We start from the raw sequence: 14,718 nt of genomic DNA, 5'->3' as shown, positions 1-14,718 counted from the left end.
AGCCCCCAGTCCCCTCACTTACCCATACCCAGTTGCTGGGCTTTCTGATAGACTTTTCCTTCAGTTAACAAAGAAGGAGCGATGACTACATCGACTTGTTGCATTTCTTTAATGTTTTTGGCTCCTAATGTACCCATGCTAGTCTTTAGTGCCCCTAAAAGATTGTGAGTCCCATCATCTAATTGTGCGGGTCCTCGGAGAATCTGCTCTAAACTGCCCGTAGTACTTACTTTGATGCGCGTACCGCGAGGAAGGACTGGGCTGGGTGTTGCCATTCCCCAATGATATCCCCGCCCTGGAGCTTCAGCTGCTCTGGCGAAGGGAGAACCAATCATCACTCCATCAGCACCGCAAGCAATACATTTACAGATGTCGCCACCAGTGATTAAACCCCCATCAGCAATCACAGGTACATATTTGCCTGTTTCTTGATAATAATCGTCACGGGCAGCCGCACAGTCTGCTACTGCAGTGGCTTGAGGAATGCCTACACCTAAAACACCGCGAGAAGTACAAGCAGCACCAGGTCCAATTCCCACCAGTACTGCAGCGGCTCCTGCTTTCATCAAATTGAGGGTAACATCGTAAGTGACACAGTTCCCCAAAATGACGGGTATTGGCATTTCCTGGCAGAATTTAGCCAAGTCTAGAGGAATAATTGACTCAGGGGACAGGTGTGCAGTAGAAACAACTGTTGCTTGCACAAAAAAGAGATCTGCCCCAGCTTGAGCAACAACGGCACCGTATTTGCTAGCCCCCGCAGGTGTAGCACTTACAGCTGCAATGCCACCTTGTTCTTTAATTTCTTTGATTCGTCGTTCTATAAGTTCCGGTTTAATGGGTTCGGCATACAATTCTTGCATTAAAGGAACAAATTCTTCTTTACCAACCGCAGCAATACGGTCTAAAATTGGCTCTGGATCTTCGTAACGAGTTTGAATCCCTTCCAAGTTGAGGACTCCTAATGCTCCTAACTGTGACAAAAGCACAGCCATGCGGACATCTACTACGCCATCCATGGCACTAGCAATAATCGGAATTTCTCGCTTAATATTGCCAATGCTCCAGCTGGTGTCTGCCAAACTTGGATCGAGTGTTCTCCTACCAGGAACAAGTGCAATTTCATCGATACCGTAGGCTCTACGAGCTACCTTTCCCCGCCCAATTTGAATGTCCACGCTCTTTATGTTCCCAAATCTATTTAAGCTAGGGTATCAAAATTACAGGGGAGTTGCAGAGATTTTTCTCTCAACCAATTTTGTAAAAGAAATATTACAAGAATATTACAAATTCGGAGATCTCGTACTCCACTACACCTCTATTTGAGCCACAATAGAGTTGTTGTACCATTTTGGATTTTAGATTTTAGATTTTGGATTGAGAACGTCTTACCTAGACTTAATCTCAATCTAATTATCTGTCGGAGTTTTTTCAATTTGGTATGACTATCAACTTATACTTCATTCAGATTCGCACCCCTTGATTCAATCTGAAACGTTAGAACTACTCGAATGGTCTCGCCTCTGCCAGCATTTGTCCACCTTCGCGGCGACAAAGTTGGGAGTTATTGCAGCACGTCATTTAACAATTCCTGAGTCTCAAGCCCAAAGCGAACAGTTATTAGCTCAAACTAAAGAAGTCTACGAACTGGAAAGCCGTCTGAATGCAGGGCTCTCATTTGATGGAATTCAAGATATTGGTGATTCTCTAGAACGCGCTGAACTGCAAGGCATTCTGACTGGGGACGAACTCCTGGCTATTGCCACGACTTTATCAGGCACTAGAAATTTACGCCGTGCGATCGACAATCATCCAGATTTGCCAATCCTTAACGAACTGGTTAGTGATTTACGGACTTACCCGGAATTAGAACAAGAAATTCACAGATGTATTGATGAGAGAGGACAAGTTGCCGATCGCGCTAGCCAAAAACTTGATGAAATTCGCATTTCCTTGCGGCAAACACGCGGTCAGATTATTCAGAGGCTGCAAAATATTATACAAGCGAAATCAAGCGCAGTTCAAGAACAGGTTGTTACACAAAGGGGCGATCGCTTTGTTATCCCTGTAAAAGCACCCCAGAAAGATGCTATACCGGGAATAGTTCACGATAGCTCAAGCAGTGGGGCAACATTGTACGTAGAACCAAATTCTGTAGTGCCAATGGGGAACCAACTGCGGCAATTACTGAGAAGAGAACAAGTCGAAGAAGAAGCGATTCGCCGAAATTTAACTCAACAGGTAGCAGCAGTCAAACCAGACTTAGAAAATCTGTTGGCAATTGCAACCACCTTAGACCTCGCTGTTGCTAAATCGCGCTACAGTTTCTGGCTCAAAGCAAATCCTCCCCGCTTTATCGATTTCCAAGGAAAAGAAAGCATTACTTTGCGGCGGTTACACCATCCACTTCTGGTGTGGCAGCATCAACACGAACAGGGACATCCTGTCGTTCCGGTAGATTTATTAATTCAGCCACAAATACGGGTAGTCACTATCACAGGACCAAACACGGGTGGTAAAACAGTCACCCTGAAAACCTTGGGTTTGGCAGCATTGATGGCAAAAGTGGGTTTGTTTGTACCGGCTCGCGAACCAGTAGAAATACCTTGGTTTCAACAGATCCTGGCAGATATTGGGGACGAACAATCGCTGCAACAAAATTTGTCCACCTTTTCCGGGCATATCCGTCGTATTAGTCGGGTTTTGGAAGCATTGGATAGTAATTCTCTAGTTTTACTAGACGAAGTGGGTGCAGGAACAGATCCCGCAGAAGGCAGTGCTTTGGCAATCGCATTGCTACAATATTTGGCAGACCATGCACTGCTGACTATTGCCACAACCCACTTTGGGGAACTGAAAGCGCTGAAATACCAATCGGAGCGGTTTGAAAATGCTTCTGTGGAATTTGATGAAGGTACGCTTTCACCAACTTACCGCCTTCTTTGGGGAATACCGGGACGTTCTAATGCTTTAGCGATCGCTCGTCGCTTGGGATTGAAGCAAGAAGTTGTGGAACAAGCAAAAACACAACTCGGAGGAGCAACTGACGAAGTGAACCAAGTTATTGCTGGCTTGGAAGCACAACGCCGCCGTCAGGAAACTAAAGCCGCCCAAGCGCAAGATTTGTTACAGCAAGCAGAACGTTTATATAAAGAAGTCTCTGACAAAGCCCGGAATTTAGAGGAAAGAGAACAGGCGTTACGTGCTTCACAAGAGGTAGCAGTTAAACAGGCAATTGCTCAAGCAAGAGGTGAAATTGCCCAAGTCATTCGCTGCTTGCAGCAAGGAAAGCCCACAGCGCAAGATGCCCAGCAAGCAACAAATGCATTGAATGAAATTACTGAGAAATACGCGCCCGCACCACCACCAAAACCCAAAGTCGGATTTATTCCTAAAGTGGGCGATCGCATCCGCATACCCAGATTAGGGCAAACAGCAGAAGTCTTAACTGCTCCCGACAATGACGGGGAGTTAACAGTCCGCTTTGGGATGATGAAGATGACAGTCAAATTGGAAGACGTAGAATCGCTTGATGGGCAAAAAGCCGAACCAGTCACTAAACCCAAACCAGCACCAGCACCAACACCAACACCAGCTCCGCAACCAGCCCCAGCCATTCGTACATCTAAAAACACAGTCGATATACGCGGACGCAGGGTTCCTGATGCGGAAATTATTTTAGATAAAGCCATTTCAGAAGCTAACGGACCGATCTGGATTATTCACGGACACGGCACAGGTAAACTGCGACAAGGCGTTCATGCCTTTTTGCAACAGCACCCACGAGTCAGCCGTTATGAAGCTGCAGAACAAGCTGATGGAGGCTCTGGGGTGACAGTTGCTTATGTTGGTTAGTTGTTAGTGGTGAGTGGTTAGTTGTTAGTGGTTGGTAGGGGCGCAACGCCTTGAGCCCGTACAGTGTTGATGCGTTGTGCATGTCCGTGAGTATATAACCCAAAAATTCTTACTACACTATTAACCACTAACCACCAACCACCAACTACTAACCAAGATAAATTAATCTTTCAAAAAAAAGATTAATTTATCTTATGACTTTGTGAAAACAGCTTTTCATCATAGAGTAAAACAAAGACATTAGCTGTTGTCCAATAGTGATAGAAGCTGTAGCTGTGGTTGCAGCACATCCTGCAAGGAAACCATTCTGAGTTAAAAAAAGTCTGGTTTCAAAATGGGTAACAGCAACAGCCCCTACCAGCCCGATCACCTATGCTGAAAGTTATGCACACTGCCGCCAATTCCCCCACCCCAAATTCGCAGTGGGAGGATCTAATCAAGATTGGTGCCCCGAACTCCGTTCACTGGGATAATATCAAAACCCAGTTGGATTTGGTGCTGTTGGCGCTAGAAACTTTAACTGGCATTGGCTCAGAGGCAATGCTACAAGCGGCAGTTCAATTGGATTTAGAGTCAAGAGTGCCAGACAGAGTAGCGTTGTGGCGACTGAGACAGTCAAATCCACTACGTAAAGGTCAAGGAGGGCGAAAAAAACTAGACGTAGAAGAAGCTAGAGCACTTGTTCTCATTATTTGTTACTTGGCAAAACAGCACCAAGAGTTGATCCGCCGTGCTGTTGGGCTGTTAGAACAAATGGCGGAAAACAATCGCGAACCACATCAGGCTGCTTTACTGGGAGATTACATTGATGCTTTCTGCAACACCTACCAAGAGCGAATGGAGGAAGACGAAACCATCTCCACAGATGAACTAACCCACCTAGCTTTAAAACTTCTTATAGATGTACTTTTTTATAGTAGTCCCGGTGGGCATCGCCGTCTCTGGCTTGCACTTATAGATCGTTCCACAAAATTTTAGATTTGAGATTTCTGATTTGAAAAGTCACGCATCCAAAATCCAAAATCCAAAATCCAAAATCCAAAATCCAAAATAACTTGCTTGCAGTTCCTGCCATGCCTGTATCAAATCCTACAATCCGTCGGTATACACCGCCCACTTGTACTTTAGAAGTTTTGGCGCAAAGCTCGGCTTTGTCAAGGTGGATGGGTAAATCCGTCCTGAAGCAACTTCGCTTTGAGCTTCGCTTTGACGATCCGCAACTTCCTGACGAAAGGAAAGTTGCGATTAGAGGCGATAGCGAACAACTAGAAGCTTTATGTGTAGTAGTCACAAACTACGTTCAAGAATTCTTACAGATGTCTCCTGAAAGCTTCTGGGCAAATTTCTCATCTATGAGAGATATCAGCCAAGCATCAGATGCAACACTAGCGCCAGATTTTACGACTTCTTCAACGGCAACTACCACAATCAACCCTTTGAGCGAACGCATACCAAGGGGAGATATACACATACAACCAAATAATCATTTAAAACACAGTTTATTTTTGGGACCTCTGGCAAATCCAACTTCTGGTGGAGTTGTTGAGTTAAGTTTACTGCAATTGTTCGACTTGGCGACTGCCTTGGATGAGTACTCAAGTGATGTCATGGCACTCCCAGATCTCAATTCTCGTTCTAGAGTATCTCCTATTCCCGTTTGGGCTCCTGTGGCTGCAGTCTTAGCAATAGGTGTAGGTTTGGCACCCATAACTTGGCAGTATGCAAATCGTCTCCGACAAGAGGAGCAAACCGCAGGAAAATCCAGTTCGTCATCACAAACAATAGCTTTACAAGATTCTCCGCCATCAAATCTATCATCGCCTCTACCGACACTTAGCCCTCCAAGCAATGATTTGATACCGCAGTCACTACCAACCTTCAGCGCTAACTTTCCATTACCTCCATCTACCTCTTCTGCCCCATCAGCTCAAACGTTCCCAATCTTACCACCAACTCCTCCTGCGTCTTCCCAAGCTCAAATACCTTCCAGCTCGCTAACATCTCCCACATCGGGCTTCCCAACTTTTAGTGGGGCTTCTCCTAAAATTGCAACTTTGCCCAAAGGAACTTTACCATCTTCAGGGACATCACTCACTGTACCGAGTACAACAATTCCCCCTCTTACCTCCTCTCCACAAAATACAGCATCTGCTAATAAAACCCCCAGCCAAAGAATTACTCTTCAACCAAGTGCGAAACAAAGCACCCTAACATCAACCTCCAGGGGTGAAATTCCTGCTTTGTCACCCGATTTTAAAAATCCACCTAGCATATCCACTCCAGAACTTGGATCTTCTAGTATCCCAGCAGTTCCCCCACCTCTACCCAACATACCTTCTAACTTAGAGAGTGCTAGAGGGATAAACTCCACCACAGGAGTTCCGCCATTCAATGCTACGACTCCCAGTGATACTGACGCACTTGTTGCTAGATTGCGCCAAAGTCGCAAACCGAACAATACACCTACGGAGGTAGCCGCCAATAGCACGAACGATAGGTTGTTTGATTCATTACAAATTTCAGAAGCTAGAGAGTTTCTGAAACAGCGATGGGAACCACCTAATGGTTTGAAGCAAGCTATTGAGTACAGTTTACTGGTGGGTGTAGATGGTACTATAGAAAGAATCATGCCTTTAGGAAAAGCAGCAAGGGATTTTGTTGACCGTACCGGAATGCCTTTAATCGGTGAACCTTTTGTATCTCCTAATAAGAACGGACAATCTGTCAGAATTCGAGCAGTTTTTAGTCCTGATGGTAAAGTACAAACTTTCCCTGAAAAAGATTGAGCACAGTGATTGGGGATCGGCGACTGGGGACTGGGAAAAGTTGTTACAAACAACGCTTAAATTTACCCCACCCTAGCCCTCCCCTTGGAAAGGGGAGGGAATTGTCAGTTCAATTTCCCCCCTTTCTAAGGGGGGACTAAGGGGGGTAATTGATTAATAACTAGATTTTCTTCTTTTAAGCTTTTGCTTCTTGCGTCGCTGTTGAGAAGAAACAATAGCTTGGTCTAGCGGATAGCCAATGAGAGGAATCACTTGATATTTTCGCTCATCCTCTAGTTTTTTGAGCTTTGTGTAATCAACCCAGTGAATGCAATCAACAGGACAGGTATCGATCGCTTCCTGAATTATCTCTTCTGGGTCACCATCTTGACGCATGACACGAGAACGCCCGTAATCGTCTTCTATATAAAATGTATTACGGGCAACGTGAGCGCAGTGCTTGCAGCCGATACAGGTGATTTCGTCAACGTAAACACCTTTTTGCCGCAGCACACCCCCTAACTCTGGTTCAAAACCGGAACGTTCTGGGTCATCTCGTAAAAAACCGCCCAATTCTGGCTCTAAACCAGAACGATTATCCTCCCCTTGTTCCGGTGAAAGGAAATCGGACATTAAGAACTCCAGCGTTGTACAAGTAGGCGGATTGAACCATCTTCATTTTTTTGCTGTTCGGCAACTTGAAATCCCGCACGAGCCGTTTCTTTGACGACTGTATGGTATGCATAGCGCTGTGTAACTTTGCGGAGAAACCCTTCTACAGTTAAATTTTGTTGCCAGTACTGTAGATCGGCAACCAGTTCGTATTCTTGACCATTCCATCTAAAGCCGATGTCATAACCATTATCTTGTTCAATGGTAATTTCGGCATTGTGCTTTTGACCGCGATATCCACGTACTTCACGTAGACCCTGTTTCCAGTCTAGCCCCAACTCGGATAAAGCATCTTTCAAAGATTCAACGTTACGGATTTGGGTTTTAATTTGGCTGAAGTGTGACATGGTGGTTGTAATTTCAATGAAACTAAACTTTGTATGAAAACTTACCAATCGCTAAAAGCGCTTTGTGTATTTGCTACATTGGTTTCCTGTACCTTAGTAGCAAAGTGTTCTGAAGTTGGTTCTTGACTTAGTACCTGTCCCAGCTGAGCCTCTATGGCTTTTGTGACTTCCGCGCAGGAAGCACCCACTATGCCAGTGACTTTTTCTTGTACCCGACCGTCTGGATAAATTATGAATTCTAATGTTTCCATGCTTTTCGCCAACCAAAACACTAAGCTTGGACAGTAATGCTGTAGCAAGTGGCTAATGAAGTAGCTCTCTGGGACAGCGTTTTCCCTTAGCTACAAATTTGCCACTTTGTTAACTAATGTTCCATCTCTCAAAATATATATCTCAGAAAGTTAACAAAAATTATTATGTTTGTAAGTCATTACCTCTGATATTTGTTAGTTTCCCTTAACCTTATCAAATAGTCAAGCTTCAAAATTCTATTTGTAAAGAATGTGCTACAAATCTTAAAAACCAGCAGTAGCAGCATCTAATGGCTCTAAAAGCTGAAAACTTATTGAAAGATTTTATCATTACTAGAGGAAAGGTAGATGGTAGAGGTCAAAAGGGCAAATGGCAGACAGCAGAAGGGCATCAGACCAGATGAGACAAAGTTACACAAAAATTAATTTGTATTAAAAATTACTTTATTCTTCTTCTGCCACGCCACTTGCTGTAGCCTGTGAAACCGTCCACCGCAGTGGCTCCTCTGCCCTCTGCCTTTGTTTGGTAAGCTTTATATCTATCGCAACAAACATATTGACAATGAATTCACAACAGGTAACAGGTTCTACCGCTTTCAACAATGCAATCCGCGTAGGAGTACTGGGTTTTGGCGGACTGGGGCAAGCAGCAGCTCGCGTACTCGCTCCAAAACGTGAAATGATTTTAGTGGCAGCAGCAGATAACAAAGGTTTTGCTTATGCCACTGAAGGGTTAGATGCTCAAGCGTGTATTGCAAAATACCAAAGCGAGGTTCAGTAGGTTACTTAGAACCCTTTGGAACTCTCACAAATCGCAGTATTGAGGATTTACTGAACAAAGCAGGCACTGTAGAAAGAAGAACTGCAAGCGGCGGGGATAACCTACATGACAGGGTGTGGACCAACACCAGGGTTGTTAACAGCAGCCGCAGCATTGGCAGCACAAAGCTACGCTGAAATTCATCGGGTAGAAATTACCTTTGGTGTGGGAATTGCTAACTGGGAAGCTTACCGCGCTACTATCCGGGAGGATATTGCCCATATGAGTAGTTTTGATGTGGAAACGGCTAGGGCAATGACGGACGCCATTGGGCATTGGGCATGGGAAAAGAATTATTTTCTTGATAAGCGTTGTTGGCATCTGCCCATAAGCCTTTGTTTTGTAAGTGGTGGGCAATGCCCACCCTACGCCCTAAGTTTATGTTTCAGCAGATAAACCATCTGAAGATAGGCTTCCTATTATGCTTTCCTCAAGCAATAATTCCGGTGTAGAAATCACAACAAAAGGAAGATAAGCACCTGCAAAGCCTCGTTTAATTCGTTCCGATGTTTCGGGGAATAAAACAAACAATGGATATACGGTATTTGTCCCCTCACTTAAAATATGTTTGTAACGGGCGGGCATTAGCCATTCATAGTCTTTATCCAAATAAACTTGGGTTTGTCGCCAACGTCCCAATAAATCGGAAAAATCTTCGTGGGGACGATGAATAAAAATCAAGATTTCAGGTCCGGTTTTAATTTTCCATTCAGGATCGCACATCAAAATAGCTATATCGCAGGGTAAGCGAATTGCTTCGGCTGTTGTGCCTTCACTACGAAGATGAGTAACGGGTAACGGAATTGCAATAACGCTTTCATCCGGACGCCGCAAGCTTGGAATCATTTCTAGATAGGGACGGTGTTGCTTGAGCAGTGCGATCGCAGCCACAATATTGCTGTACTCTGCCAAACACGCTTCATAATGTGATTTTTGTACAGGCATAAAAATTATGAATTATGAATTATGAATTGTGAATTGGGAATTATGAATTATGAATTGTGAATGATGAATTATGAATTTAAGGGTGTAGCATTCATCATTCATCATTCATCATTCATTTAGCCTAGCTTCTCGAAAACTGCAAACAGAGGTAAATACATTGACATCAAAATAGTACCTACCATACCCCCTAAGACCACAATCATAATTGGTTCTAAAATGCTCGTTAATGCTTTTACTGCTTGCTCAACTTCATCTTCATAAAAATCGGCAATTTTCATCAACATTCCATCTAATTCACCTGTTTCCTCGCCAATACTAATCATTTGAATTGCCATTAGAGGAAAAACTTTCTCTTTTTGCAAAGCAATACTAATCATACCTCCTTGTTGAATTTCCATTTTTGCTGCATCAATGGCATTAGCAACAACCTGGTTTCCCGATGTATCTCGCACAATTTCTAAAGATGTCAGAATTGGTACACCCGAACGAGTCAAAGCACCAAAAGTTCGGCTAAAGCGAGCAACAGAAGATTTTTGAATTAAGTCACCAAGCAAAGGCATTTTCAGTGAAAGGCGGTCAATAGTTTCGCGACCAACTCTAGTTTTGTAGTACTGTTTATAGGCAATCTGAAAACCTACAATAATAGCAATTACAATTATCATCCTCCAGCTGCGGAAGGTTTCACTACAAAACATCATGAATTGAGTTAGAGGCGGTAAAGTTGTTCCTAATTCCTCGAAAATCTTAGCAAAAATTGGAATTAGAAAAACCGTCATCCCTACAAAGATAGTAATTGCTATGACACTGACAGCAACGGGATAAGCCATTGCCGATTTAATCTGGTTTTGTAATCGTGCAACATCCTCTAACAACTTAGCCAAACGATTCAAGACTTCATCCAAAACACCCCCGACTTCTCCAGCCTGGATCATGCTGACATATAAACCATCAAAGCAATCAGGATATTTACGCATTGCGTCTGAAAGGTTAACACCATTTTGAACTTCAGAGCTAATACCTAAAAGAGCTTGTTTGAGTTTAGGGTTAGTACATTGTTCGGCTAAGACCCCTAAACTTCTAACAATTGCCACGCCTGCATTGACTAATGCAGCAAGTTGACGTGAAAAAACAGCTTTATCCTTAACAGAAACGCTAGTGAATTTTGTGGAAAATTGTTGTAAATCAAAACCTTGAGCTTGTTTTTTAAGGTCTTGAACAACATAACCCTGTTGTCTTAAAGAAGTACGGGCGTCAGCCAAGGAATCAGCTACAACTTTTTCGGTTTTGGCTTTTCCTTGCGAATCTTTAACACGAGCAACAAATGTTGGCATAGTATCACAATGTTAATTGCTAATGGCTAATTGCTAATGGCTAATTGCTAATGGCTCCATTAGCTACTAGCAATTAGCAATTAGCAAAATTAATGCGCTTTAGCAGCGGCTGCGGATGGAGATGGCGCACCAGGACCTATAAGGCGTTGAACTTCATCTGGTTTGGAAGTCTTAGACATGGCTGCTTCAAAAGAGATAGTTCCTGCTTTGTATAAGTCTGCTAAAACTTTTTCTAGAGTTTGCATTCCTAACTTACCTCCTGTTTGAATAGCAGAGTAAATTTGAGAAGTTTTTCCTTCTCGAATTAAGTTGGAAATAGCAGGTGTTACCACCATAATTTCTTGGGCCATTACCCGCCCATACTCACCTGGTTTGGGGTTTTTCTTCGGAACTAGTGTTTGGCTGAAGACTGCTACTAATGAGTTAGACAGCTGCACTCGCACTTGAGTTTGTCTTTCATGAGGGAAAACGTCGATGATTCTATCTACTGTTTGTGCTGCAGAACTAGTGTGTAGTGTCCCAAAGACTAAGTGACCTGTTTCTGCAGCAGAAATAGCCAAAGAAATTGTTTCTAAGTCCCGCATTTCACCAACAAGAACAATATCTGGATCTTCCCGAAGTGCTGCTCTCAAAGCATTAGCAAAACTCTTAGTATCTTCATTAAGTTGTCGTTGGTGGATAAGACTTTTAACAGGTTCGTAAACAAATTCGATAGGATCTTCTACAGTCAAAATGTGTTCTGCCTTAGTACGATTGATTAAGTCAATACATGCTGCTAAGGTTGTGGTCTTACCAGAACCTGTCGGACCTGTAACCAAAACCAATCCTCTCGGCTTATCTACCATTTCCCGAACAACATCAGGTAAACCCAATTTTTCAAAGTTAGGAATCTTAGAACTGAGTGCTCGCAAACAAGCAGCATAGGCTCCACGCTCTTTATAAACGTTAACCCGGAAACGTGCCAATCCTTTAACACCATAAGAACAATCTAACTCCCAAGTTTGTTCTAATGTTTTCCGTTGAGTGTTATTCAACATACTAAAAATCAGTCTTTGGCACTGATCGACTGTCATTGGTTGGTCACCAATAGGAGTCAGTTTGCCACTAATACGAAAATAGGGAGGCAATCCTGCAGATAAGTGCATATCTGAACCGCCCATTTCAATCAATTGCTCCATCAAATCTTCAATCATTAATTCCATTTTTTTGTTTCTTATGTAGGTGGTTAGTGGTTAGTGGTTAGTGGTTAGTGGTTAGTGGTTAGTGTTGGTGGTTAGTGGGTTAGTGCGTTAGTGGTTAGTGGTTGTGGTTGGGTGGTTAGTGGTAGTGGTTAGTGGTTAGTGGTTAGTGGTTAGTGGTTAGTGGTTTGGTGGTTAGTGGTTAGTGGTTAGTGGTTAGTGGTTAGTGGTTAGTGGTTAGTGGTTAGTGGTTAGTGGTTAGTTGTCTGGTTCATTGTGATTTCTACTAACAACTAACAACCAACAACTAACAACCAACAACTAACAACCAACAACTAACTAATCCTGAAACCTAGGTGTCATACAGTATGGGCAATCGAGCCATTCTGGTTGCAATCCAGCATTGCAAGTTTTGCAGGTAAGACCGCTCTTGCGTTTGGCTTTTAACTCTGCTTCTAAACCTGTGTCGGTGAATGTTACCCTTTCTACTTCTTCTAAAGTGGTGGAACCTTGGCGTACAAGATCTAAGCTGTAAGCTAGCAGGGTTTTCATTCCTTCTTCCACTGCTACCTCTTTAATTCTTTCCGTTGGGGCTTCTTCGGTGATCAACGCTTGCAGGCGTTCGGTCACTCGCATGACTTCATAAACACCACAACGTCCTTTATAGCCAACACCGTTACAATCTGGACATACATGATTCTTGGCTTTAGCGTCTTGAAGTTGCTCTGCTGTGAGGGTATTTGCTTTATAAAAAGTGATACCTGCTTCTTGGCTGGCTGATAGCCCGTAGCGAGCTAGTTCTTCTACAGTGGGGGTGTAAGGAATGCGGCAACTGGCGCAAACACGCCGTACCAAGCGTTGTGCCAATACACCGATGAGGGAGCTAGAAACCATGAAAGATTCAATGCCCATTTCTCCCAAACGAGCGATCGCACCGGGAGCATCATTTGTGTGTAAGGTGGTGAGAACCAAGTGACCCGTCAACGCTGCCTCAATAGCAGTTTTTGCTGTTTCTTTGTCTCGCGTTTCACCCACAAGTAACACATCTGGATCTTGTCGTAAGAAAGCTCGCAAAGCCGTCCCAAAGTCTAGCCCTTTTTCCCGAATCACTTGCACCTGAGTAATTCCGGGTAAGCTGTACTCAATAGGGTCTTCTACTGTACTGATATTAATGCCGGGAGAGTTCTTTTCTGAAAGAGCAGAATACAAAGTTGTGGTTTTACCAGAACCTGTCGGTCCCGTTACCAGAATTAGACCAAAGGGACGAGCAACCATCTCTTGGACTATGTGTAGTGTGTCAGGATCTGTAATCAGTTTATTCAACCCTAGTTGTGTTGAGGAGTTATCCAAAATCCGCAGTACTACCTTTTCCCCGTAGCGGCTGGGCAAAGTGTTGACACGAAAGTCAACCTTGCGTCCCTCAAACATTCGTCGAATCCGTCCGTCTTGAGGTAAACGCCGTTCGGCAATATCTAAGTTAGAAATGATTTTGAAACGGGCTGTGACAGCAGGAATGATTTTTTTCGGCAGAGGGTCAAAAGCCTCACGCAGCACGCCATCTTTCCGAAAACGAATGCGTAAATTTTCTTCCTGTGGTTCGATGTGAATATCAGAAACCTTTTCGTGTAAAGCTTTAGCAAGAATTCTATTAACCAAATTAATAACGGGAGCATCTTCAGCCCCTTTCATTGCTGCACCCAAATCGGCTTCGCCGTCTTCGGGCGCTTCATCCATATTGAGATTTTCTAAATTTTCTAAATCCTGATTGATATCTGTAAATTTTTCCTGTTCTATGTGCTTTTGCCGAACAGCCAGTTCATCTAAATACTGGTTAATCAGTTGTTGGTAGTCCTCCTGGGTAATTACCATGCGCTGCAATACTAATCCCTGCGGGCGCAAGATACGCTGTAAGTCATCTGAAGCCTCTAAGTTATCTGGGGCTACCATTGCTACCAAAACAGAGGGTGGGTTTTGGTCATCATGTTTTGCCAAAGGAACCAAGCGATGGCGACGACAAATATCAACCGGAATGAGGGTGTCAATCAGTTGACCAACTGTTGTTTGTCCAACTTGGCTGACTTCCGGATCGAGCGATTCAACACCGTATAGTATTTTGAGTTCAAATAGTTGCTGCTTTTTATACTGTCTGAGTAACTCTGGTGTTAGCTGTCTGCCTGAAATTGTTTCCAATACTTCTGTCAGGGGTCTGCCTGACTTGCGGCTTTCTATCAGCGCTTGTCTCATTTGTTCGCTGTCAACAAAGCCAGATTGCACAAGTTTGTTGCCGAAGGGCGAAAACTCAGCTCTTGTCGTAAGAGCAGTACTGCGCCTCTGTGGTGACGAGTAAGTCATAGTATGTCGTTAGTTGCGGAAACCTCTAGCTAGAGTATTCCCAACCTTGAAGACAAAATTGACACCGACACTGAAGAAATCACCCGACCAGTGACCAGTAATCAGCGCTCGGTGACCTGTTAATCCTTATACTGAAAAGCAGCAGATTTAAATCGTAAATCAATTTCTTGTTTACCTACAGCAAATTTCAACTTGGTGAGGT

At 43.7% G+C, this 14,718-nt stretch carries 11 protein-coding genes and 1 pseudogene; 4 read left to right on the top strand and 8 right to left on the bottom strand.

Annotated features, from left to right (window positions below; genetic code table 11):
* Nucleotides 1–14 precede the first annotated feature (14 nt).
* Nucleotides 15–1,178: a GuaB3 family IMP dehydrogenase-related protein gene (locus tag F7734_RS38385; RefSeq protein ID WP_166482412.1), complete on the bottom strand. Its 1,164-nt coding sequence runs from the start codon at nt 1,176–1,178 to the stop codon at nt 15–17.
* Between the two features lie 301 nt (nt 1,179–1,479).
* On the opposite strand from F7734_RS38385, the gene F7734_RS38380 reads away from it, so the two are divergent.
* From F7734_RS38380 to F7734_RS38370, 3 genes are all read left to right on the top strand, one after another.
* On the top strand, nt 1,480–3,855 hold the full coding sequence (locus F7734_RS38380) for an endonuclease MutS2 (RefSeq protein ID WP_155749695.1): 2,376 nt from the start codon (nt 1,480–1,482) through the stop codon (nt 3,853–3,855).
* Nucleotides 3,856–4,227: 372 nt separating this feature from the next.
* The gene (locus F7734_RS38375) at nt 4,228–4,833 is read left to right on the top strand and encodes a DUF3038 domain-containing protein (protein ID WP_038084512.1); all 606 of its coding nucleotides are present in this window, start codon (nt 4,228–4,230) and stop codon (nt 4,831–4,833) included.
* A gap of 95 nt (nt 4,834–4,928) precedes the next feature.
* Nucleotides 4,929–6,641 carry a DUF4335 domain-containing protein gene (locus tag F7734_RS38370; protein ID WP_155749694.1) on the top strand — a complete coding sequence of 571 codons (1,713 nt, stop codon included), beginning with the start codon at nt 4,929–4,931 and terminating at the stop codon, nt 6,639–6,641.
* A 153-nt stretch (nt 6,642–6,794) separates the two neighbouring features.
* Here the strand turns inward: F7734_RS38370 and F7734_RS38365 are convergent, their stop codons facing one another.
* From F7734_RS38365 to F7734_RS38355, 3 genes are read right to left on the bottom strand one after another with little or no spacing between them, the layout of a single operon-like run.
* The gene (locus F7734_RS38365; protein WP_155749693.1) at nt 6,795–7,253 is read right to left on the bottom strand and encodes a ferredoxin; all 459 of its coding nucleotides are present in this window, start codon (nt 7,251–7,253) and stop codon (nt 6,795–6,797) included.
* Nucleotides 7,253–7,639, bottom strand: coding sequence for a DUF1257 domain-containing protein (locus F7734_RS38360; RefSeq protein ID WP_155749692.1), 387 nt, complete (start codon nt 7,637–7,639; stop codon nt 7,253–7,255). Before F7734_RS38360 ends, F7734_RS38365 begins: the two co-directional genes overlap by 1 nt.
* A gap of 41 nt (nt 7,640–7,680) precedes the next feature.
* Nucleotides 7,681–7,890 carry a DUF2997 domain-containing protein gene (locus F7734_RS38355; protein ID WP_155749691.1) on the bottom strand — a complete coding sequence of 70 codons (210 nt, stop codon included), beginning with the start codon at nt 7,888–7,890 and terminating at the stop codon, nt 7,681–7,683.
* A gap of 562 nt (nt 7,891–8,452) precedes the next feature.
* Between F7734_RS38355 and F7734_RS38350 the strand changes: the two are divergent.
* Nucleotides 8,453–8,977, top strand: a pseudogene (locus F7734_RS38350) (saccharopine dehydrogenase-like oxidoreductase); the annotation flags it as partial.
* Nucleotides 8,978–9,088: 111 nt separating this feature from the next.
* On the opposite strand, the gene F7734_RS38345 reads toward F7734_RS38350, so the two are convergent.
* The 4 genes from F7734_RS38345 to F7734_RS38330 all read right to left on the bottom strand — a co-directional run bounded on the left by F7734_RS38345 (nt 9,089) and on the right by F7734_RS38330 (nt 14,516).
* Nucleotides 9,089–9,655: a hypothetical protein gene (locus F7734_RS38345; RefSeq protein WP_155749690.1), complete on the bottom strand. Its 567-nt coding sequence runs from the start codon at nt 9,653–9,655 to the stop codon at nt 9,089–9,091.
* Nucleotides 9,656–9,771: 116 nt separating this feature from the next.
* Nucleotides 9,772–10,986, bottom strand: coding sequence for a type II secretion system F family protein (locus tag F7734_RS38340; protein ID WP_155749689.1), 1,215 nt, complete (start codon nt 10,984–10,986; stop codon nt 9,772–9,774).
* A gap of 89 nt (nt 10,987–11,075) precedes the next feature.
* A complete protein-coding gene (locus F7734_RS38335; protein WP_155749688.1) occupies nt 11,076–12,188 on the bottom strand; it encodes a type IV pilus twitching motility protein PilT in 1,113 nt (370 codons plus the stop codon).
* Nucleotides 12,189–12,503: 315 nt separating this feature from the next.
* A complete protein-coding gene (locus F7734_RS38330; protein ID WP_155749687.1) occupies nt 12,504–14,516 on the bottom strand; it encodes a GspE/PulE family protein in 2,013 nt (670 codons plus the stop codon).
* Nucleotides 14,517–14,718 lie beyond the last annotated feature (202 nt).

It is taken from the genome of Scytonema sp. UIC 10036 (genome assembly GCF_009725235.1).
This window is presented reverse-complemented; position numbering and strand designations above follow the sequence as displayed.

What these genes read in the sequence shown, in the direction of transcription:
- F7734_RS38375 (WP_038084512.1), top strand. Translation starts at nt 4,228, where the DNA reads ATGCTGAAAGTTATGCACACTGCCGCCAATTCCCCCACCCCAAATTCG.
- F7734_RS38370 (WP_155749694.1), top strand. Translation starts at nt 4,929, where the DNA reads ATGCCTGTATCAAATCCTACAATCCGTCGGTATACACCGCCCACTTGT.
- F7734_RS38365 (WP_155749693.1), bottom strand. Translation starts at nt 7,253, where the DNA reads ATGTCCGATTTCCTTTCACCGGAACAAGGGGAGGATAATCGTTCTGGT.
- F7734_RS38360 (WP_155749692.1), bottom strand. Translation starts at nt 7,639, where the DNA reads ATGTCACACTTCAGCCAAATTAAAACCCAAATCCGTAACGTTGAATCT.
- F7734_RS38355 (WP_155749691.1), bottom strand. Translation starts at nt 7,890, where the DNA reads ATGGAAACATTAGAATTCATAATTTATCCAGACGGTCGGGTACAAGAA.
- F7734_RS38345 (WP_155749690.1), bottom strand. Translation starts at nt 9,655, where the DNA reads ATGCCTGTACAAAAATCACATTATGAAGCGTGTTTGGCAGAGTACAGC.
- F7734_RS38340 (WP_155749689.1), bottom strand. Translation starts at nt 10,986, where the DNA reads ATGCCAACATTTGTTGCTCGTGTTAAAGATTCGCAAGGAAAAGCCAAA.
- F7734_RS38335 (WP_155749688.1), bottom strand. Translation starts at nt 12,188, where the DNA reads ATGGAATTAATGATTGAAGATTTGATGGAGCAATTGATTGAAATGGGC.
- F7734_RS38330 (WP_155749687.1), bottom strand. Translation starts at nt 14,516, where the DNA reads ATGACTTACTCGTCACCACAGAGGCGCAGTACTGCTCTTACGACAAGA.